Source organism: Methylosinus sp. KRF6 (assembly GCF_018887255.1).
Lineage (GTDB): Bacteria > Pseudomonadota > Alphaproteobacteria > Rhizobiales > Beijerinckiaceae > Methylosinus > Methylosinus sporium.
Genome location: NZ_JAHLJF010000001.1, coordinates 1,570,173 through 1,591,275 on the forward strand (window position 1 = coordinate 1,570,173; position 21,103 = coordinate 1,591,275).

Sequence of the window (21,103 nt, forward strand, 5' to 3'; positions counted from 1 at the left end):
GGCGCGATTCCCGGCGCCTCGATCATTCATCAATGCGTCGAACCCGCGCCGGCTCACGAAACCGCCTGCGCCAGCGCCGCCTGCTGCTGCGTGGTCATGCCGGCGATCTGAGTCGTGGTGAAGGCGGCGATCTGATTGCCGTTGAGCGCCAGGAGCTCTGTGGTCGTCAATGCGGCGATGGCGGTCGCCGTCAGCGCGCCGACTTGCGTCGTCGTCAATCCGGCGAGCTGACGCGCATCGAACGACGCGATGACCGCGCCGTCGAGATTGCCGAGCTGCTGCGTGGTGAGCGCGCCGATCTGCGTGGAGGTCAGCGCATCGAATTGCGTCGGCGAGAGAGCGCCGAGTTCCGTGGTGGTGAGATTGACGATCTGCGTCGTCGCCAGCGACGAGATTTGCGTGGTGGTGAGCGCGCCGACTTGCGTCGTCGTCAGCGCGCGCAATTGCGGGCGCAGCAGGCCGCCGAGCTGGTCATCGGTCAGCGCCGCTATCTCGGTCGTCGTCACCGCCTGCATCTGCGTCGTCGTCAGCGCCGAAAATTGCGTGGCTTGCAGCCCCGCGAATTGCGTCGTCGTCAGATTGGCGATCTGCGACACAGAGAGGCCGGAGATTCCATCCGAGGAGACGGCGCCGATCTGCGTCGCGCTCAAAGCCGAGAGCTGCGTCGTGGTGAGCGAGGCCGCCTGCGTCGCGGTGAGGCCGCCGAGCTCGGTCGCGGAGAGCAGCGCGATCAGCGTCGAGGTGAGGCTCGCAAATTGCGACGATGTCAGCGCCGCAATGGCGGAAGCCGAGAGGCTCGCGAATTGCGTCGAGGTGAGCGAAGCGATTTCTGTGGTGCTGAGCCCCGCCACGGCGGACGGCGACAGGGCGCCGATCTGATTCGCCGAGAGCGCGGCCGATTGCGTGTCGGCGAGAGCGGCGATCTGCGTCTGGCCGAGACCCGAGACGCCGGTCGTCGAAAGATAGGAGATTTGCGCCGCGCTCAGCGCTGTCAAACGCTCCGTGCCGAGCGAGGCGACCTGCGCGGAGGTCAGACCATAAATTTCCTGCGCGGTCAGCAGCTTCAGCTGCGTCGTGGTGAGCGCGGCGAGCTGCGTGGTCGAGAGCGCGCCGATCTCGGTGGAGGAAAAGCTCTGCAATTGCGTCGTCGACAGCGCGCCGAGCTCCGTCGTCGTCAGCCCGCCGATTCCGGTCGTCGACAATGCGCCGATCTGCGCGGCGGTCAGCGCCGCGAATTGCGTGGAGCTCAACGCGCCGAGCTGCGTCTGCGTCAGCCCGCCGACGCCCGTCGTCGACAGCGCGGCGATCTGCGTCGCATTCAGCAGCGCGAGCTGCGTCGACGCCAGCGCCGCCACTTGCGTCGCGGCGAGGCCGCCGATCTGCGTGCTGGTCAAGAGGCCGATCTGCGCCGATGTGAGCGCCAGCACCTGCGTCGTCGTCAGCGCCGCCATTCCGGTGGAGGAGAAGCTGCGGAACTGCGTCGTCGTCAGCGCGCCGATCTCGTCGCTGCTCAGCCCCGCGATCGCGGTCGTCGAGAGGGCGGCGATCTGCGTCGCAGTGACGCTGGCGAGCTGCGTCGTGGTCAGCAATCCGATCTGCGTCGCGGTGAGGCCGGCGATCGCCGCGGCCGTCAGATATTTGATCGTCGTCGTCGTGAGCGCGCCGAGGCGCGTGGCGTCGAGCTGCGAAACTTCGGTGGAGGTCAGCCCGCGCGCCTGCGTCGCGGTGAGCGCGCCGACCTGCGTCGTCGTCAGCGAGGCGAGCTGCGCGCTGGTCAGCGCGGAAATCTGCGTGGCCGCCAGCGCGCCGAATTGCGTGGCGTTCAGAGCCTGGAGCTGCGTCGTCGTCAGGCCGCTGATCGCGGAGGTGGAGAGCGCCGAAATCTGCGTGGCGGCGAGCGCGTCGAATTGCGTTCCGGCGAGCGCCGCCGCCTGCGTCTGCGTGAGGCCTTGCAGCTCGAGCGTGGTGAGCGCGGCGATCTGCGTCGTCGCCAGCGCGGCGAGCTCCGTCGTGGTCAGCGCGCCGACCAGCGCCGCGGTGAGGCCGCGCAGCTGCGTCGTCGTCAGCGCCTGCAATTCGGTCAGAGTGAGGCCGGCGATCGTCGTCGTCGACAGGCCGGAGAGCTGCGTCGATGTGAGCCGCGCGAGCTGATCGAGGCTGAAGGCGGAAATCTGCGTCGCCGTGAGCGCCCCCGCCTGCGTCGAAGTCAGCGCGCCGATTTGCGTCGTGGCGAGCGCCGCGATCTCGAGAGTGGTGAGCGCCGCGACGGCGGTCGTGGCGAGCCCTCCGATCTGCGTGGTGGTGAGCGCGGCGATCTGCGTCGTCGAGAGCGCCGCCGCCTGAAGATCGGTGAGGCCGGCGAGCGCCGTCGTCGTCACCGCCGTCAATTGCGTCGTCGAAAGCGCGCCGAGCTGGGACGTCGTCAGCGCGGCGAGCTGCGTGCTGGCGAGGCCGCGCAGCTGTGTCGTGGTGAGAGCCTCTATGACGCCGGTCGAGAGGCTCGCCACCGAATCGGAGGAGAGGCCCCTGAGCTGCGTCGACGAGAAGGCGCCGATCTGCGTCAGATCGAGCGCCGCGATCTGCGTGTCGACCAGCGCGCTCATCTGCCCCGCGGTGAGAGCGGCGAGCTGCGTGGTCGCGAGCTCGGAGATTTCCGTCGCCGTCAGTCCGCCGATTGCGGTCGTGGAAAGCGCGGCGATCTGCGTCTTCTGGAGCGCGTAGATTTGGAGCGGCTGCAGAGCCGCGATCTGCGCATCGTTCAGAGCGCGCATCTGCGTGGTGACGAGCGCGGCGATCTGCGTCGCGGCGAGGCTGGCCGCCTGGCTCGTCGACAGGGCGGCGACCGCGGTCGTCGACAGAGCGGCGATCTGCGTCGTCTGCAAGGCGGAAATCTGCGTCCATGTCAGCGCGGCGATCTGCGCGGCGCCGAGGCCCGCGGCGCCATCGCGGCTCAGAGCCGCGATCTGCGACTCGCCGAGCGCGGCGATCTGAGCATCCGACAAAGCCCCGGTCTGCGTCGCGGTGAGCGCGCCGATCTGACTCGTGGTGAGGCTCGCGACATCGTCTGCGGACAAGCCCGCAAATCCCGTCGCCGACAGAGCGGCGATCTGCGTCGCAGCGAGAACGCCGAGCTGCGAGGGAAGCAGCGCGGAGACCTGCGTATCGCCGAGCGCGTGCAATTGCGTGGAGGTCAGCGCCTTCAATTGCGCGCTCGACAATTCGCCGATCTGGCTCTCCGCGAGACCGCCGAGCGCGATCGCGGACAGCGCGGATATCTGCGTCGTCGTCAGCGCGTCGATCTGCGACAGCGTCAGAGCCGAAGCCTGAGTCGCGGTGAGAGCCGCGATTTCTGTCGTCGTCAATGCGGCGAGCTGAACCGAACTCAGAACATTGATCTGCGTCTCGGCGAGCGCGCGCATCTGCACGGCGCTGAAGGCGGCGATCTGCGCCGTCGTCAGCGCGGCGAGCTGGTCGCTGGTGAGGCCCGAGGCGCCGGTCGAGGTGATGGCGGCGAATTGCGTGGAGGTCATCGCCGCGATCTGCGTCACCGTCATCGCGGCGACCTGCGTGTCGACGAGGCCGGCGAAGGCGCGCGAGGACATGGCCGCGATCTGCGTCGCGCTCAGCGCGGCGATCTGGCTGGCGTCGAAAGAATTGAGCTCGCTCGAGGTGAGGCCGGCGATCTGCGTCGTCGTCAAGCCGGCGATCTGCGTCGCGCCGAAAGCGTCGAGCTGCGTCGTCGTCATCGCGGCGATCTGCGCCGAAGTGAGGCCGGAGAGCTGGTCGACGGAGAGATTGGCGAAAGCCGTCGCGCCGAGGCCGGCGATCTGCGCCGCGGCGAGCCGCGTGATCGTCAGCGCCTGAATCTCCGTCGTCGTCATATTGTCGAGCTGCGTCGTCGTCAGCCCGCGCGCCTGCGTCGTGGTGAGCGCGGAGAGCTGCGTCGTCGTCAGCCGGTCGATGGCTTGCGAGGACAGTCCGCCGATCTGCGCCGCAGTGAGCGCCGCCGCCTGCGTCGTCGTGAGATTCTGCAGCTCGGCCGTGGTCAGCTGATTGAGGAAAGTGGTGGTGAGCGCCGCGATCTGCGTGGAGGCGAGCGCGGCGACCTGCGCGCTGCTCAATCCGCCGGCGCTGCTCGAGACGAGCGCGGCGATCTGCGCGGCGGTGAGATTGGCGATGGGGAGCGCCTCGACCGCCGTCGTCGTCAAGGAGAGGAGCTGCGTCGTCGTCAGGCTGCGCGACTGTGTCATCACGAGCGCCGACAGCTGTGTCGTCGTCAGATTGCCGAGCTGCGTCGTGGTGAGGCCGGCGATCTGCGCGGCGCCGAGCCAATCGACCTGCGTCGTCGTCAGGCTCGCGACGAAGGTCGAGGAGAGAGCGTTCAGCAGCGTGGTGGTGAGCGCGCGGAACTGCGTCGCGGACATCTCCGAGACTTGCGTCTCGGAGAAATCGGCGAAAGTCGTCGCGCTCATCGCGGAAAATTGCGCCGCCGAGAATTCGGCGATGTCGAGCGATCGCAGCGCCGTCGTCGAAAGATTCGCGAGCTGCGTCGCCGTCAGGCCGCGCGTCTGAGTCGTCGTGAGATCGGCGAGGCGCGTCGTCGTCAGCTCGGCGAGCGTCGTATCGGAGAGGCGGGCGATCTGCGCGGCGGAGAGGCCGCGGAATTGCGTCGTGGTGAGCGCGCCGAGCCGCGTCTCCGAGAGGCTGTTCAGCGTTGTCGTGGAGATAACAGCGATTTGCGAGGAGGTGAGCGCCGAAAATTGCGTGTCCGAGAGATTTCCGAACGCGGCGGGGCCGAGCCCGGCGATCTGCGCATTGGAGAAATTCGCGACCGACAGCGCCTGAATCTCGGTGGGGGTCATGGCCGAGAGCTGCGTCGTCGTGAGCGCGCGCGTCTGTGTCACGGTCAGAGCGGCGAGCTGCGTCGTGGTGAATTCGGCGAGGTCGGTCGTCGTCAGCGCCGCGACCTGCGTCGCCGCCACGCCGGCGATCTGCGTCGTCGTCAAAGATTCGATCGTCGTTTGCGAGAGGCTGTCGAAGGCCGTCGTCGTCAGCGCGCCGATTTGCGTCGAAGAGAGGGACGAGATCTGCGTCGCGGAGAGACTGTCGACATCCGTCGCATTCAGCGACCGCACCTGCGCCGCGGTCAGGCTGGTCACTTGCAGCGCGACGATCTGATCGAGGCTCAGCGCGTCGAGCTGCGTCGCAGTGAGGCTGCGCACCTGCGTCGAGCTGAAGCTCCCGATCTGCGTCGAGGAGAGATTGGCGAGCTCCGTCGTCGAGAGGCCGGCGATCTGCGCCGCGGTCAGCGCCTGCAACCGCGTCGTGTCGAGACTGCCGATCTCGGTCGCGTCGAGCGCATTGAGCTCCGTTTTGGTGAGCGCTGCGAGCTGCGTCGTCGTGAAGGAGTCGAAGTCGCTTTCGGCGAGCGCCTGGAATTGCGACAGATCGAGCTGCGCGATCGCGCCGCGCGACAGCGAGGCGACCTGCGTCGTCACCAGCGCCTGCAGAGTGCTCGTCTGCATAGAATTGAGCTGCGTCGCCGTCAGCACGGCGATCTGCGTCGTGTCGAATCCCTCGATGTCCGAGGTTTCGAGCTCGCTCATGACAGTCGTCGTGAGACGGGCGATCTGCACGGTCGTGTATGACGAGTAGATCGACGTCATGACAGCCCTGCTCCGCGCGCCTGTTCCCGAGCCGGCCCGAGGCGCGGCGGCGCGGCCGCGGCCGGCGCGACGATCTTTGCCGGGAGAGGCTTGCGTGAAACTGGGCTCGCAGTGTCGGTCGCGGATCAGCGAGCGGCGGCGTCCCGCGCCGTCGCGCGCGCGGCCCAATCGAGATAGGCCGGATCGCCGGCGGAAACGTCGAGGCGCAATATTTCCGGAACCTCGTAAGAATGCGCGGCGCGAATGGCGGCGGCGAGCGCCTGGAAATCCTCGGTCCGCGCTTTCGCCTGCACGAGAAATTCGGGATCGGCGCGGGTTTCGCCATTCCACTGGTAGAAGCTGCGAATGGGGAAAATCTGGATGCAGGCGGCGAGCTTGGCGGCGAGCAGGGCGCGGGCGATGCGCTCGGCGCCCGCCTCATCGTCGATCGTCGTCTGGACGACGCAGAATTTCGGCTCTTTCGCGCTCACGGGGCGTGACTATGGGCGCGCCTCGGGCCGAAATCAACGCGGCGGGCCGCCATTCGGCGCTTTTCTTGCTGGGCGCGAGGCGAGCGGCCGCCGACCCGCGGCTACATCCGGAGACAAAAGGACATGTTCACCAGGGTCTGCAAGGAAGACACTGTTTTCGAAGGGGAAATGCGGCTCGTCATCGCCGATTCCCATGTGATCATCCTCGCTTGGGCCTTCGGCGGGGAAATCAAGGCCTTCCAGGGCGTGTGCCCGCACACCAATGCGCCGCTGGACACCGCCGATTTCGACGGCGAGGTGCTCACCTGCCCGCTGCATAATTGGACCTGGGACTTGCGCACCGGCGATCCGATCCATCCTCAGGAAAGCCGGCTCGCCGAATATCCGGTCAAGATCGAGGACGGCGTGGTCTATATAGATACGGACGGCGTCGCGCCCCTCTTCGCCGAGCGGTGAGCGGGCGGCGCGGACTCGATCGGCCCCGTACGGCGTCGCGAACGGGGTGAATTTCACAAGCGGTTGATCTCATTGCGCCGAGCGCTAGGCGCCGTTCGGCGCGCGCAGATCGACGAGATCGGCCGTGAGCGGGCGCGCCCGCGCGAGGAGAAGATTCTGCTTTTGCCGAATCGACAAAATTCTCTATGTTTCGCGCCGGATGCGTCTCTAGGCCACGAAGAGAGGTAGGAGATGAACCTGTCCGAACAGCCCCCCGTCCCCGAGGAGGCTTCGAGCGGCGCCGACGCCGTGAGCCTGGACGCGCAGCTCGAGGCGATGACCGCCGAGCGTGATCGCCACGCCAAGGACAAGATCGAGCTCATCACCAAGGCGAGCGCTTTGGCGAAGGATCTCGAAGCCGCGCGCGCGGAACTCGCCGCCGCGACGGAGGAGAAGGATAGAGCGGTTTCGGCCGTCGCCGGCGAGCGTGACGGCGCGGTCCTGCATCGCGATCGGCTGAGCGCCGAGCTCGACGCCCTGCGCGCCGAGCTCGCCGCCGCCCATGGCGCCAAGGAGAAAGCCGCCGTGCTGGCCGCGCAGGCGAGCGCCGAGATCGCCTATTTGAAGGACAGGCTCGCCGCCGCCGGCTCGCCCGATCCGCTGGTCGTCTTCTGCGATTACGCGCGCGAGAAGACCATCGCCGCCGTCGCCTGGACGCGCGCGAAAATCCCGGAGGGCCATGCGGCGCTGCCCTGGTTCGACCGCATCGTCGAGGCGACCGCGACCGCCGGCCGGCTGACCGCGAGCTTCCTGCGCTGGCTCGCCCCGCGCCTCGTCGAGGCCTATCAATGGGCCAAGCCGCGCGCGCTGGAACTCTACGCCAAGGCGAAGCACGAGATCGAGACGAGATACAAGCAGAGCTGATCGCTCTCCCTCGAGCCGATAGCGGACGACGCGCGCCTTCCCGGGATGCGCGTCGTTTCGCTTTCGGCGTCCTCGAGATCGGGGCCGAGACCGGAGCAGAGCCCGCCCGCTTCTGTCAAATCCGCTTCCCTTCGCCCCCCGGCGCTGCTATCCCCGCCGCCATGACGACGCGCAAGATCGACACTATCCGCAATTTCTCCATCGTCGCGCATATCGACCACGGCAAGTCCACGCTCGCCGACCGGCTGATCCAGGCGACGGGGACCGTCGCCGCGCGCGACATGGTGGAGCAGGTGCTCGATTCGATGGATATCGAGCGCGAGCGCGGCATCACCATCAAGGCGCAGACGGTGCGCCTCGACTATAAGGCCAAGGACGGCAAGGATTACGTCCTGAACCTCATGGACACGCCCGGCCATGTCGACTTCGCCTATGAGGTCTCGCGCTCGCTGAAGGCCTGCGAAGGCTCGCTGCTCGTCGTCGACGCCAGCCAGGGCGTCGAGGCGCAGACGCTCGCCAATGTCTATCAGGCGCTCGACGCCGGCCATGAGATCGTGCCGGTCTTGAACAAGATCGACCTACCGGCGGCCGAACCCGACCGCATCCGGCAACAGATCGAGGACGTCATCGGCCTCGACGCCGCCGACGCCGTGCTGATCTCCGCCAAGACCGGCATCGGCATTCCCGATGTGCTGGAGGCGATCGTCACCCGCCTGCCGCCGCCGCAGGGCGACGAGGAGGCGCCGCTCAAGGCGATGCTGGTCGATTCTTGGTACGACGCCTATCTCGGCGTCGTCGTGCTGGTGCGCGTCATCGATGGGCGGATGCGCAAGGGTCAGAAGATTCTGATGATGGGCACGAACGCCCATTACGAGATCGACAAGATCGGCGTGTTCAAGCCCAAGATGCTGGATGTCGCCTCGCTCGGTCCCGGCGAGGTCGGCTTCATCACCGCGCAGATCAAGCAGGTGGCCGACACGCGCGTCGGCGACACCATCACCGAAGATAAAAAGCAATGCGCAGAGCCGCTGCCGGGCTTCAAGCCGGCGCAGCCGGTGGTGTTCTGCGGCCTCTTCCCGGTGGACGCGGCGGATTTCGAGGATTTGCGCGCCGCCATCGGCAAGCTGCGCCTCAATGACGCGAGCTTTTCCTACGAGATGGAGACCTCCGCGGCGCTCGGCTTCGGCTTCCGCTGCGGCTTTCTGGGCCTGCTGCATCTCGAGATCATTCAAGAGCGTCTGCGCCGCGAGTTCGATCTCGATCTCATCGCGACGGCGCCTTCGGTCGTCTATAAGATCAAGCTGACCAATGGCGAGGAGATCGAGCTGCACAATCCGGCCGACATGCCGGATGTGGTGAAGATCGACGAGATTCTCGAGCCCTGGATCCGTGCGACCATTATGACGCCGGACGATTATCTCGGCGCCGTGCTGAAGCTCTGTCAGGATCGGCGCGGCGTGCAGGTCGATCTCAATTATGTCGGCAAGCGCGCCATGGCGGTCTATGACCTGCCGCTCAACGAGGTGGTGTTCGACTTCTACGATCGCCTGAAGTCGATCTCCAAGGGCTACGCCAGCTTCGACTATCACATCACCGATTATCGCGTCGGCGATCTCGTCAAGATGAGCATATTGGTGAACGCCGAGCCGGTGGACGCTCTGTCCATGCTGGTGCATCGCACGCGCGCCGATTCGCGCGGCCGGCAAATGTGCGAGAAGCTCAAGGAGCTGATCCCGCCGCATATGTTCCAAGTGCCGATTCAGGCGGCGATCGGCGGCAAGATCATCGCCCGCGAGACGGTGCGCGCCTTCCGCAAGGATGTGACGGCGAAATGCTATGGCGGCGACGCGACCCGCAAGCGCAAGCTGCTCGAGAAGCAGAAGGAAGGCAAGAAGAAGATGCGCCAGTTCGGCCGCGTGGAGATTCCGCAGGAAGCCTTCATCGCCGCGCTGAAGATGGAAGACTAGGGACGCGGTCTCTGGCGCGTGTCACGAATGGAAATGCACGGGCGAGTGATCGGAAAGGCGCCGGAAACCGAACCCTTCATACGGCGCCCCGAGCCTTGCCACCAAATTGGCCCTCGCCTATAAGCCAGCGGCGCGCCGGCATCCGACACCCCTGGAGGCGAAAGGCGCGCTTTCTCTTTTAAAAAAGGACACCGAAATGGCCGAGATCAAGAAGCTCGCGGCCGCGGTGCGCAGCGGGACAGGCAAGGGGGCCGCCCGCAGCGTTCGCCGTGAGGGCCGTATACCAGGAGTCGTCTATGGCGGCGGCGAGGCGCCGACGCCGCTGTCGCTCGACAAAAAAGAGCTGACCAAGCTCATCTACGCCGGGCATTTCCTCACGACGATCTTCGAGCTCGACATAGACGGCAAGCCCGAGCGCGTCATTCCGCGCGACTATCAGCTCGACGTCGTCAAGGACTTCCCGCTGCATGTCGACTTTCTGCGCCTGAAGGCCGGCTCGCGCCTGCGCGTCGACGTGCCGGTGCATTTCGTCAATCATGACGCGGCTCCGGGCCTCAAGCGCGGCGGCTCGCTCAACATCGTCTTCCACGCGATCGAGATGTGGGTGCCGGCGGACAACATCCCCGACGCCATCACCGCCGATCTCACCGGGCTCGACTTCAACGATTCGCTGCAGATCTCGGCGTTCACCCTGCCGCCGAACTGCAAGCCGACCAATCCCGACAAGAACTTCACCGTGGCGTCGATCGCGCCGCCGGTGATCACGGCCGAGGAGATCGCGGCCGCCGCGGCCGCCGCCGCGGCTCCGGTCAAGGGCAAGGGCAAGGGCGGCAAGGCCGCTCCCGCGAAGAAGTAACGAGACGGGCGATCGGCGCAGGCCGCCGATCGCCCGCTTGTTTCGGCACGGAGCCAATCGGCCATGCTGCTCTTCGTCGGCCTCGGCAATCCCGGCCGCGAATATGCCGGGAACCGGCATAATATCGGCTTCATGGCGGTCGAGAAGATCGCCGACGCCCATGGCTTTTCCGCGCCGCGCTCCCGCTTCCAGGGCCTCGTCCGCGAGGGGACCATCGCCGGCGAGCGCGTGCTGGCGCTGCTGCCGCAGACCTATATGAACGAGTCGGGCCGCTCTGTCGGCGAGGCGCTGCGCTTTCACAAGATCGCGCTGTCGGATGTCGTCGTTTTTCACGACGAGCTCGATCTCGCCCCCGCCAAATGCCGCGTGAAGATCGGCGGCGGCGCGGCCGGCCATAATGGCCTGCGCTCCATCGGCGCCCATATCGGGCAGGATTTCAAGCGTATGCGGCTCGGCATTGGCCATCCGGGCGACAAGGCCCGCGTGCATTCTTACGTTTTGGGCGATTTCGCGAAGAGCGAGGAACCCTGGGTGAAGGCGCTCTGCGGCGCGCTGGCCGACAATGCGGCGCTGATCGCCAAGGGCGACGACGCCGGCCTGCAGAACAAGATTCATCTCGCCATGGACGCCGCGGGCTTTGCCGCGCCCAAGCGCGTGGGCGAAGCGTGATTGCGCGCGCGGCCTTCGCCCTCGCGTTTTTCTGCGCGAACATGGCCTTCGCCGTGGAGGAAAAGCCGTCGCAAGCCTATGGCGAGGATCATCCGTCCTGCCTCGAATGGACCGACGGCTGCCTCGTCTGCGCCCGGCTGGAGGATGGCTCGGCGGCCTGCTCCATGGTCGGCGCGGCCTGCCTGCCGGCGGCGGTCTCCTGCCTGAAGAGCAAATGAAGCCCGGGCTCGGCGGCTGAATTTCAGCTGAACGCCGCATTCAAAACGGGTTCAGCGGGGCGCCGGCATGATGCGTTCGTCGATCGGGGAAATGTCCCGGTCCAAGGAGACAGCCATCATGAAGACCAACGCCATTCTCGCCATCGCCCTTTTCGCTTCCGCTCCGGCTTTCGCCCAGACCGCGACCGCCCCTGCCGCCAAGGCCCCGGCGGGCCCCGCCTCCACCGTCGCCGCCCCGGTCAAGCAGGTCGTCGCCGTCTCCGCGCCGCTCGACATCAACGCCGCCACGGTGGAGCAGCTCTCCGCCGTCAAGGGCCTCACCCACACTCTGGCCGAGGCGATCGTGAAGGGCCGGCCCTATAAATCCACGGATGAGCTGGTGAAGAACCGCATTCTGACCGATGCGCTGTTCGCCCAGGTCAAGGACGGGCTGACGGTCAAGGACGCGCCCAAGCACAACTGATCCGAGCCCGGCGACCTCCCCGAGCCAGTTCGCGAAACGCCCGCCGATCCTCGGCGGGCGTTTTCGGCGTCCGTGCAGAAAGTCGGGGGAGATCGACGAAGCTTTGCGCGCAGCCCCTTTCCGCATCGTCCCTTAATGCGTATATTGTGAACTGCCGCCTCTCGGGGCGGCTATGGCGATAAACGAACTCCGTAATAAACCTATCGGACCCGGGGGCGGTACCCGGCGCCTCCACCAGAGGCCGTCACGCGAAATCTTCACGTCGCGGCTTGTGGCGGGGGCGAAATAGGATCGACGAGGGCGTAAAGGGTGCTTTTTCGCTCGGCATGATACCGCCGTTATCGGGTCGAACCTTATAGTTGCCAACGACAACTATGCTCCGGTGGCCGTCGCTGCGTAATGCAGTGAAGGTACTGGGATTCAAGCCCTAGGGGGTTGCACTTCTAGGCGGGGCTCGGAGGCGCCTGGCAACAGAAGCCTCCACTTTCGTCCCGACGGGGCAGAGCGAACAGGGGTTCTCGGCGAGCGTCATGTCCACCGACCTCATCAGATACGATCTTCTCGTCCAGGACGCGCTGCGCGGCGTCATGCGCAAGGTTCTCGCCGATGCGGCGGCGGCCGGCCGCCTGCCGGGCGATCATCATTTCACCATCAGCTTCCGCACCAAGGCGCCGGGGGTCAGAATCTCCAAGCGCCTCGCCGAGCAATGGCCGCAGGAGATGACCATCATCCTGCAGCATCAATATTCCAATCTCATGGTCGATGAGCGCGGCTTCTCGGTGGGCCTGTCCTTCCGCAGCATTCCCGAGCAGCTCTATGTGCCCTTCGATGCGGTGACGGTCTTCTCCGACCCTTCCGTCGATTTCGGCCTCAAATGGGAGGTGGACGAACTCGCCCCCGCCCGCGAGGAGGAGCCGACCCGTTTTCCCGCCCGGCCGCAGCCCGCCGGCGAGGCGGCTCCGCCCCGGCACGGCCCGCGTCCTGCCGCCCGCAGCGAGAAGCGTCAGGAGACTGAGCCCGCTGCTGCGGAGGAGAGCGGCGAGGCCGCCAAAATCGTCTCCATCGACGCCTTCCGCAAAAAGACCTGATTCGCCATGGGCGAGATCGTCAATCTGCGACGCGCCCGCAAGGTCCGGGACAGACGCGCCAAAGAGGCGGAGGCGGACGCCAATCGCCTCGCCCATGGGCGTATGAAGTCCGAGCGAGCGCTCGGCGAAGCGACAGCGCGTCTCGAGAAAGAAAAGCTCGACGCGCATCGGCTGCAAGGGTCGCGATCCGAGCCGGAGCGATAATACCGGCCAAATGCGACACGCTTTTTGCGCAGCAAAAAGCCTCGCAGGATGCTTCAGCGCTGAGCGCCCGCAATCCTTCGAGACGCCCGCTTCGCGAGGGTGGGGAAACCTTCACCCGACTGCCCGGCTTCAGACGTTTACTTCTTCGCCAAATGCTTCAGCCAGCGCCGGGCCTGCTTGCGCACATTCTCCGGCGCCGTGCCGCCATAGCTCACCCGGCTCTTCACCGATTTCTCGACGCCGAGCACGCTGAACACATCCTCTGTGATGCGCGGCTCGACCTCCTGCATCGTCTCCAGCGGCAGCTTCTCGAGGCCGACACTGCGCTCGGCGGCGATTCCGACGATGCGGCCCGTCACATGATGCGCCTCACGGAACGGCAGATTCAGCGCGCGCACCAGCCAATCGGCGAGGTCGGTGGCCGTGGCGTAGCCCGCGCCCGCCGCCTTGCGCATTCGGGGGCGATCGACGCTCATGTCGCGAATCATGCCGGCCATCGCCGCCACGCAGAGCGCGAAATTGTCGAGCGCGTCGAATGTGCCTTCCTTATCCTCCTGCATATCCTTCGAATAAGCGAGCGGCAGGCCCTTCATCACGACGAGCATCGCCTGCAGCGCGCCGATGATGCGTCCCGTCTTGCCGCGCACCAGCTCGGCGGCGTCGGGATTGCGCTTCTGCGGCATGATCGACGAGCCGGTGGTGAATTTGTCGGAGAGCGCGACAAAGGCGAATTGCGAGGTCGTCCACAGCACGATCTCCTCGGCGAAACGCGAGAGATGCGTCGCCGAGATCGCCATTGCGGAAAGAGTCTCCAGCACGAAATCGCGATCGGAGACGCTGTCCAGCGAATTCGCCGTCGGCCGCGCGAAGCCGAGCGCCTTGGCCGTCTTCTCGCGATCAATGGGGAAGGAGGTGCCGGCCAGCGCCGCCGCGCCGAGCGGAGATTCGTTCAGCCGCGCGCGGGCGTCGGCGAAGCGCCCGCGGTCGCGCGCCAGCATTTCGACATAAGCGAGCAGATGATGCCCGAAAGTGACGGGCTGCGCCGATTGCAGATGGGTGAAGCCCGGCATCACGCTGCCCGCTTCCTCCAGCGCCTTCTCGGCGAGGGCGAGCTGGAGATCGGCCAGTTGCGCGTCTATGTCGTCGATCGCGTCGCGCACATAGAGGCGGAAATCGGTCGCCACCTGGTCGTTGCGCGAGCGCGCCGTATGCAGCCGCCCGGCCGCCGGGCCGATGAGCTCGGCAAGGCGGGACTCGACATTCATATGAATGTCTTCGAGCGCGCGCGAGAAGGTGAAGCGCCCCTCCTCGATTTCGCCGCGGATTTGTTCTAGACCGCGCGTGATGGCGGCGGCGTCCTCGGCCGAGATTATGCCGGTTTCGGCCAGCATGGCGACATGAGCGAGGGATCCCCGCACATCCTGTGGGCCGAGGCGCTTGTCGAAATCGATGGAGACGTTGATCGCCTCCAGGATCGCGTCGGTTGCGCTCTGAAAGCGGCCCCCCCATATTTTGCTCGTCATAACTCCTCGCGGAACAGGATCGATGACCGACCAGATGGAAAGCTCCAGCCGAGGCAATCTGCCGAAAATCGCGGGCGCGACTCTCGCCGTCGCCGCCGTCGCCGGCGTTCTATACGTGAACGGCGGCGGGAGCGGCAAGACGAGCGTGGTGAGCCAGGCTTGCGCCGCCTCGCGCGAGACCTCGCAGCGCGTGTCGGCGCTCGCCAAGGGCGAGGTCGCGGCCATGTCGATCGCCAATGCGCCCGAGCCAATGCCCGAAGTGACCTTCACCGGGCCGGACGGAAAGCCGCGCAAGCTCGAGGATTTCAAGGGCAAGACCGTGCTGCTCAATCTGTGGGCCACATGGTGCGTTCCCTGCCGCGGCGAGATGGCCGCGCTCGATCGGCTGCAGGCGGCGGCCGGCTCCGACAAGTTCGAGGTGGTGACGATCAATGTCGACACCTCCAGGCTCGAGCGGCCCAAGGCTTTTCTCGGCGAGATCGGCGCGAAGAATCTCGCCTATTACGCCGACCCCAAGGCGGAAATCTTCTTCCAGTTGCGCCAGAGCGGCCAGGCGCTGGGCCTGCCGACGACCTTTTTGATCGACGGCTCCGGCTGCCAGATCGGCCTGATGCAGGGTCCGGCCAATTGGGATTCGGAAGAGGGCCGCTCTCTGGTTACGCGCACGGCGGAAATCTCCTCGCGGCCGACGTCGACGACGCCTTGAGGATGATCTGTTGAGCGACGAAATATTGCGGCCCTGGGAGGTGCGATCGTCCTGCACTCTCCTTCGCGACCGCTGGATCAATCTACGCGCCGATCATTGCGTGACGCGGCGCGGCGCGCAGCTCAATCCCTATTATGTGCTGGAATATGAAGATTGGGTCCATGTCGTCGCTCTGGACGAGGAGGACTGTCTGCTGCTGGTGCGGCAATATCGTCATGGCGCGGGCGTGGCGTCGCTGGAGCTGCCGGGCGGCAAGCTGGACGCGCATGAGAGCGACCCGGTCGCCGCCGGCGCACGCGAGCTGCTGGAAGAAACCGGACACGCCGCGCCATCATTGCGACATTTGGCGCGCCTTTCGCCCAATCCGGCGACCCACTCCAATTGGATTCATGTCCTCTATGGCGAGGGCGCGAAAGAGGTTGCGCCTCTGAATCTCGACAGCGGCGAGGATATTCGCGTCGAGCGCATCCCGTGGCGGGAGGCGCTGGCGTTGGCGCTCGGCGGCGGCGTGATCAACTGCCAGCACGTGGGGCTGCTGACCATCGCCTTGGCGCAGACGAAAGGCGTCAAGATCGGCGGTTAGGCGTTTCCTTCTGCCACTCGTGGGAGAAGGTGACCCTCGCGTCAGCGAGGGTCGGATGAGGGTCCATCCAATTCGCGCTGGCGCCGCCCCGAAATGAGAGTCCTGGCGTCTTGGACCCTCATCCGACCTCGCCAATAGCCCGTCTCTCGAGATGGGCGTCCTTACCGGACGCCCTATGGCGAGGCCACCTTCTCCCGCGAGCCGGAGAAGGGAGAACGCCGAGACGTCAGGCCTTGGCCGTCTGCCCGTGCGGAATGCCTTCCTTGTCGAAGAGCGCGGTCAGCTCGCCCGACTGGAACATCTCGCGGGTGATGTCGCAGCCGCCGATGAACTCGCCCTTCACATAGAGCTGGGGAATGGTCGGCCATTGCGAATAGGCCTTGATGCCGTCGCGAATGAAGGGATCGGCCAGCACATTGACGCTCTTGAAGGGAACGCCGACATGGCCGAGAATCTGGCAGACCTGCATGGAGAAGCCGCATTGCGGCGCGGCGGGCGTGCCCTTCATGAACAGCACGACGTCGGCGCTGTCGATTTCGGCCTTGATCTGGGCAGTGGTGGAGTCGGACATGGGATTACCTCGTCTAGCGGAATTCAAGGTTCCGTTGCAGGCGGCCCGGCGAGCGCCGCCGGGCGTGGAAACGATTTTTAGAGAGCGATCGTGGTCAGCGCCAGAGCGTGCAGCTCGCCGCCGAGGCGCTCGCCGAAAGCCTTGTTGACCATCTGATGCTGCTGCACGCGGCTCTTGCCGCGAAACGTCTCCGACTTCACCGAGGCGGCCCAATGATCGCCGTCGTCGGCGAGCGCGGTGATCTCGATCACGGCGTCCGGAATGGCCGCCTTGATGAGACGCTCGATTTCACTTCTTTCCATCGCCATTGCGCTTCGACCTCCTAAAAGCCTCTAAGCGAAGACGCTGTCGTCCCCGGCCATATAGGCCGGCAACGGCGCCTGCTGCGCATGTTGCACGTCGCAAAGCAATATCGGCGCCTCACCAGGGAGATTCAACTCGTTTCCGCCGGTGGCGCCGAGAGCGAGAACCGCGACGCCCACGGCCTTCGCATCCGCCTCGATCGCCGCCGCTTCCGCCGGCTCGGCCACGACCAGAAAGCGCGCCTGATCCTCGCCGAAGAGGACCGCATGGGCAGGCCCGCTCGGCAGGCTGTCTATGGTCGCGCCGACGCCGCCGGCGATGGCCATTTCGGCGAGCGCGACGGCGAGGCCGCCGTCCGAGAGATCATGGACGGCGAGCGCCCGCCGCTCGAGCACGAGCGCGCGCACGAAATCGCCATTGCGCTTCTCGGCCTCGAGATCGACCGGCGGCGGCGCGCCGTCGCGGCGGCCGGAAAGATCGCGCAGATAGAGCGACTGGCCGAGCCAGCCTTTCGTCTCGCCGATGAGCAGAATGGTCTTGCCGCCCCCGGGCAGAGCGATGGTGGAGGCGAGCGCGACGTCCGATATCACGCCGACGCCGCCGATCGCCGGAGTCGGCAGAATTCCGGTTCCCTGCGTCTCATTGTAGAGCGAGACATTGCCGGAGACGATCGGGAAGTCGAGCGCCCGCGCCGCCTCGCCAATGCCTTGTAGGCAGCCGACGAACTGGCCCATGATCTCGGGCTTTTCGGGATTGCCGAAATTGAGATTGTCGGTGAGCGCCAGAGGCTGGCCGCCGCGCGCGGAAATATTGCGCCAGGCTTCGACCACCGCCTGCTTGCCGCCTTCGACCGGATCGGCCGCGCAATAGCGCGCCGTGACGTCGGTGGTCAGCACCAGGCCCTTGCGCTCGTCGCGAATGCGCACCACGGCGGCGTCGCCGCCCGGCGCGCGCACCGTATTGCCGAGAATGAGATGGTCGTATTGCTCCCATACCCAGCGCTTGGAGCAGAGGTCCGGCGTCGCCAGCAGGGCCAACAGCGCCTCCCGGTTCGAGCGAGCGGGGGCGATGGCGTCGGCGTCCAGAATCGGCGCCTTGGGCGTCGGGACATGGGGACGGTCATAGACCGGCGCCTCGTCGCCGAGCTCCTTGATCGGCAGATCGGCCTCGACGACGCCCTTGTGCTCGACCACGAAGCGCAGATCGTCGGTGGTCTTGCCGATGATCGCGAAATCGAGGCCCCATTTCACGAAAATGGCCTCGGCCTCTTTCTCCTTCTCGGGCTTCAGCACCATGAGCATACGCTCCTGGCTCTCCGAGAGCATCATCTCATAGGCGGTCATGCCCTCTTCGCGGCAGGGCACGGCGTCGAGATCGAGCCTTATGCCGAGATTGCCCTTGGCGCCCATCTCCACCGCCGAGGAGGTGAGGCCGGCCGCGCCCATGTCCTGGATCGCGATGACGGCGCCCGAGGCCATCAGCTCGAGACAGGCCTCGAGCAGCAGCTTCTCCGAGAAAGGATCGCCGACCTGCACGGTCGGGCGCTTCTCTTCGGCGTCGGCCTCGAAGGAGGCGGAGGCCATGCTGGCGCCGTGAATGCCGTCGCGGCCGGTCTTGGAGCCGAGATAGACGATCGGATTGCCGACGCCCGCCGCCGCCGAATAGAAAATGGAATCGGCGCGGGCGAGGCCGACCGCCATGGCGTTGACGAGAATATTGCCGTCATAGGATTCGTCGAATTCGGTCGAGCCGCCCACTGTCGGCACGCCGAAGGAATTGCCATAGCCGCCGACGCCTGCGACCACGCCGGCGACGAGCCGCCGCGTCTTGGGGTGAGCCGGCCGGCCGAAACGCAGGAGATTCAAACAGGCGATCGGCCGCGCGCCCATTGTGAAGACATCGCGCAATATGCCGCCCACGCCCGTCGCGGCGCCTTGATAGGGTTCGATGAAGGACGGGTGGTTGTGGCTCTCCATCTTGAACACGCAGGCGTCGCCGCCGCCTATGTCGATGACGCCGGCGTTCTCGCCCGGCCCTTTGATGACCCAGGGCGCTTTGGTCGGCAGCTTGCGCAGATGAATGCGCGAAGACTTGTAGGAACAATGCTCGTTCCACATGGCCGAGAATATTCCGAGCTCGGTGAGGCTCGGCGCGCGGCCGATCAGCGCGACAATGCGCTCATATTCCTCTGTCTTCAGCCCATGCGCCAAGGCCGCTTCGAGCATCGTCTCTCCCCCGCCGGCGCCGCTTCGAGAGCGGGTTTCGGCTCTGTCGCCAGGAAGTCAAATCGTCGCAGCCTCGGCCGAGCTCCGCGCGGGCCGTTTGCCGACGAATCTGCCGCGATTCCCCCGATTCTGCCCGGAAAGGCCGAAGAATCCGGCGGTTCGCCACTCGATTAATAGGATCGCCGCGCGATGGCAACAGCGACGCCCCATTGCTCCCCTGTTGCCAAAGAGTCACAGCGGGAAAGAAAGAATTGTGAGACGGCGCAATCTTTGATCTAGATCAAGTCCTCCCGCAGAAAATCGGCGCAATTTGGTCACGACTCGGACAAGGACGTGTTTCGCGCCGGTCCTAGAGAGAGCAATAGACGGGGGAGCCTGATGAGAAGAGTTTTGCGCGGCGCGCTCGCCGCATCCGTTTTGACCGCAGCGAGCGCTACGGCTCAGGCGGCCGATCTTCCCTCGATGAAGAGCGCGCCGCTGCCGCCGCCGCCTCCGGCCTTCAGCTGGACCGGCCTCTACGGCGGCATCAACATCGGCTATGGCTTCGGCGATTCCAGCCGGGAGACCGGCGGTCTCGGCTATATTTCGCCCGGCTCTCTGGCTCCCGCCGTGCCGCTGGGCTCGGCCTGGGGCGCCTCGCAGGATCTGCACGGCGTCATCGGCGGCGGACAGGTCGGCTATAATTATCAGGTCAACCCCTGGCTGGTCCTCGGCCTCGAGGCCGATATTCAGGCCACAGACGTGGAGAGCAAGGCGAAATCCGGGATCGGCGTCTTCGACGCCACGGGCGCGCATCTGCAGACCGCCGATTCGACCAAAGCCGTCGATTGGTTCGGCACCGTGCGCGGCCGCGTCGGCTTCGTGCTTCCGTCCATTCCCAATCTGATGATCTATGGCACGGGCGGCTTCGCCTATGGCCAGGTGATCCACAATGTCGGCTTCGCCGATAATTTCGCCGCCGCCGCCGCTGCGGGCTTCGCCGGAGGCGCCGTCGGCCATGGCTATTCCGACGACACGCGCACTGGCTGGACGGCGGGCGGCGGCGTCGAGTGGTCTCCGATCCCGAACTGGTCGGTCAAGGCCGAATATCTCTATGTCGATCTCGGCTCGACCAACGCCAATTCCGTCTCTCTGAACGGCGGCACGGCGGCGATCCTCGGCACGACGACGCCCGTCTTCGCCGCGACGCAGAATTCGCCGACCCGCTTCCACAATGTCCGCGTCGGCCTCAACTGGCACTTCGACCCCTTCGCGCCCGGCCTCGTCTCGCGTTCCGACGGACTGTCGTCGCTCAAGGAGCCGCCGCCGCCGGCCTTCGTCGACAGCTATCAGCCCTTCCAGGTTCGCCTCAAGATAGGCAGCGTCATTCCGCTGGATGGCCATGGCACTGTCTATGATCAAGGCATCGCCCATCCGGCGCTCGGCTCCATCGGCCGCCTCTCGGGCCTCACCGGCGCGAATGGCGTGATCTCCGGCGCCAGCACCAACACCTCGACGTCGGTCATTCCCATGCTCGACGTCGCCTATTACCTGACGAAGAACTGGGCGATCGAGGCGATCTGCTGCGTCGCGCCGCATCACATTCAGGGCACGGGCACGATCGCCAGCGACTTCGCGCGCTCCTGGGTGTTCCCGCCGTCCCTGATGGCGCAGTATCACTTCACCAATTTCGGCCAGTTCCAGCCCTATCTCGGCGTCGGCGTGAACTTCACGACTTTCTGGGGCACGCGCGTCAACAACGACGTCTGGGGCATCCCCTTCGCGCCGGGCTCGGCGCTGGCCGGTCTCGGCCTGCCCGGAGCGCTCGCCACCTTCCAATGGGCGACGGTCGCGCCGTCCTGGGGTCCGGTCGGCCAAGTCGGCTTCGACTATATGTTCAACGAGCATTGGGGCGTGAACGTCGACTTCAAATATATCGGCATTCATCCGATGGTTCACGCGACGGCCGTCGCTTTCGTGCCGGGGGCGCCGGCGCTCGGACCGATCTTCGTTCCGGTCAAAGTGTCGCTGCCGATCAATCCGATCGTCGTCTCGGCGGGCGTCACCTATCGCTTCGGCGGCGGCCTTCTGCAGCCGGTGCTCGCCAAATATTGAGCGGCGTCAAAGCGCAGAGAAAACAAGCCGGCTCCGAAAGGAGCCGGTTTTTTTTTCGAGTAGATCTGCAATTCGCCTTGTTCTTTGCCGCCCCCTCGCTAGGATTTGGTCGGTACCTGTTCGATTCGGTTCGATGCG

The 21,103-nt window shown here is 65.9% G+C and carries 18 protein-coding genes and 1 other RNA gene; 13 read left to right on the forward strand and 6 right to left on the reverse strand.

The features are described from left to right. Window positions 1-53 precede the first annotated feature (53 nt). Both KP010_RS07570 and cutA read right to left on the reverse strand, forming a co-directional pair. Window positions 54-5,666, reverse strand: a complete 5,613-nt coding sequence (locus KP010_RS07570) for a hypothetical protein (RefSeq protein WP_216280713.1) — start codon at window positions 5,664-5,666, stop codon at window positions 54-56. Window positions 5,667-5,791: 125 nt separating this feature from the next. After that, entirely contained in the window at window positions 5,792-6,136 is a 345-nt protein-coding gene (gene cutA / locus KP010_RS07575; RefSeq protein ID WP_108915787.1) for a divalent-cation tolerance protein CutA, read from the reverse strand. A 123-nt stretch (window positions 6,137-6,259) separates the two neighbouring features. On the opposite strand from cutA, the gene KP010_RS07580 reads away from it, so the two are divergent. The 10 genes from KP010_RS07580 (at window position 6,260) to KP010_RS07625 (ending at window position 12,960) form a co-directional block, all read left to right on the forward strand. Beyond that, window positions 6,260-6,592 (forward strand): Rieske 2Fe-2S domain-containing protein, encoded by a 333-nt coding sequence (locus tag KP010_RS07580; protein ID WP_166142279.1) that lies wholly within the window; start codon window positions 6,260-6,262, stop codon window positions 6,590-6,592. Window positions 6,593-6,823: 231 nt separating this feature from the next. After that, window positions 6,824-7,495, forward strand: coding sequence for a hypothetical protein (locus KP010_RS07585; protein WP_142862589.1), 672 nt, complete (start codon window positions 6,824-6,826; stop codon window positions 7,493-7,495). 161 nt (window positions 7,496-7,656) lie between these two features. Further along, window positions 7,657-9,462, forward strand: coding sequence for a translation elongation factor 4 (gene lepA, locus KP010_RS07590; RefSeq protein WP_142862588.1), 1,806 nt, complete (start codon window positions 7,657-7,659; stop codon window positions 9,460-9,462). Window positions 9,463-9,658: 196 nt separating this feature from the next. Next, on the forward strand, window positions 9,659-10,318 hold the full coding sequence (locus KP010_RS07595; RefSeq protein WP_216280714.1) for a 50S ribosomal protein L25/general stress protein Ctc: 660 nt from the start codon (window positions 9,659-9,661) through the stop codon (window positions 10,316-10,318). A 63-nt stretch (window positions 10,319-10,381) separates the two neighbouring features. Next, window positions 10,382-10,987: an aminoacyl-tRNA hydrolase gene (pth, locus tag KP010_RS07600; RefSeq protein ID WP_108915757.1), complete on the forward strand. Its 606-nt coding sequence runs from the start codon at window positions 10,382-10,384 to the stop codon at window positions 10,985-10,987. 41 nt (window positions 10,988-11,028) lie between these two features. Beyond that, window positions 11,029-11,205, forward strand: a complete 177-nt coding sequence (locus KP010_RS07605) for a hypothetical protein (RefSeq protein WP_158271732.1) — start codon at window positions 11,029-11,031, stop codon at window positions 11,203-11,205. A 118-nt stretch (window positions 11,206-11,323) separates the two neighbouring features. Next, a complete protein-coding gene (locus KP010_RS07610) occupies window positions 11,324-11,668 on the forward strand; it encodes a helix-hairpin-helix domain-containing protein (RefSeq protein ID WP_108915832.1) in 345 nt (114 codons plus the stop codon). 113 nt (window positions 11,669-11,781) lie between these two features. After that, window positions 11,782-12,153, forward strand: a transfer-messenger RNA (tmRNA) gene (gene ssrA / locus KP010_RS07615). A gap of 45 nt (window positions 12,154-12,198) precedes the next feature. After that, window positions 12,199-12,756: an SspB family protein gene (locus KP010_RS07620; protein WP_142862587.1), complete on the forward strand. Its 558-nt coding sequence runs from the start codon at window positions 12,199-12,201 to the stop codon at window positions 12,754-12,756. 6 nt (window positions 12,757-12,762) lie between these two features. After that, the gene (locus KP010_RS07625; RefSeq protein WP_142862586.1) at window positions 12,763-12,960 is read left to right on the forward strand and encodes a DUF4169 family protein; all 198 of its coding nucleotides are present in this window, start codon (window positions 12,763-12,765) and stop codon (window positions 12,958-12,960) included. Between the two features lie 137 nt (window positions 12,961-13,097). Here the strand turns inward: KP010_RS07625 and argH are convergent, their stop codons facing one another. Beyond that, window positions 13,098-14,483, reverse strand: coding sequence for an argininosuccinate lyase (gene argH, locus KP010_RS07630; RefSeq protein ID WP_108915753.1), 1,386 nt, complete (start codon window positions 14,481-14,483; stop codon window positions 13,098-13,100). Between the two features lie 22 nt (window positions 14,484-14,505). Between argH and KP010_RS07635 the strand changes: the two genes are divergently transcribed. Together KP010_RS07635 and KP010_RS07640 are read left to right on the forward strand one after the other, a co-directional pair. After that, on the forward strand, window positions 14,506-15,189 hold the full coding sequence (locus KP010_RS07635) for a TlpA disulfide reductase family protein (RefSeq protein ID WP_142862585.1): 684 nt from the start codon (window positions 14,506-14,508) through the stop codon (window positions 15,187-15,189). Between the two features lie 10 nt (window positions 15,190-15,199). Continuing rightward, window positions 15,200-15,772: an NUDIX hydrolase gene (locus KP010_RS07640; RefSeq protein WP_142862584.1), complete on the forward strand. Its 573-nt coding sequence runs from the start codon at window positions 15,200-15,202 to the stop codon at window positions 15,770-15,772. Between the two features lie 226 nt (window positions 15,773-15,998). On the opposite strand, the gene grxD is transcribed toward KP010_RS07640, so the two are convergent. From grxD to purL, 3 genes are all read right to left on the reverse strand, one after another. Next, entirely contained in the window at window positions 15,999-16,343 is a 345-nt protein-coding gene (grxD, locus tag KP010_RS07645) for a Grx4 family monothiol glutaredoxin (protein WP_142862583.1), read from the reverse strand. A 77-nt stretch (window positions 16,344-16,420) separates the two neighbouring features. Then, complete coding sequence (locus KP010_RS07650; protein WP_024878416.1) at window positions 16,421-16,651, reverse strand: BolA/IbaG family iron-sulfur metabolism protein; 231 nt, start codon at window positions 16,649-16,651, stop codon at window positions 16,421-16,423. A 24-nt stretch (window positions 16,652-16,675) separates the two neighbouring features. Beyond that, a complete protein-coding gene (gene purL, locus KP010_RS07655) occupies window positions 16,676-18,871 on the reverse strand; it encodes a phosphoribosylformylglycinamidine synthase subunit PurL (protein ID WP_142862582.1) in 2,196 nt (731 codons plus the stop codon). Window positions 18,872-19,249: 378 nt separating this feature from the next. Between purL and KP010_RS07660 the strand changes: the two genes are divergently transcribed. Next, entirely contained in the window at window positions 19,250-20,965 is a 1,716-nt protein-coding gene (locus tag KP010_RS07660) for an OmpW family outer membrane protein (protein WP_108915748.1), read from the forward strand. Window positions 20,966-21,103 lie beyond the last annotated feature (138 nt).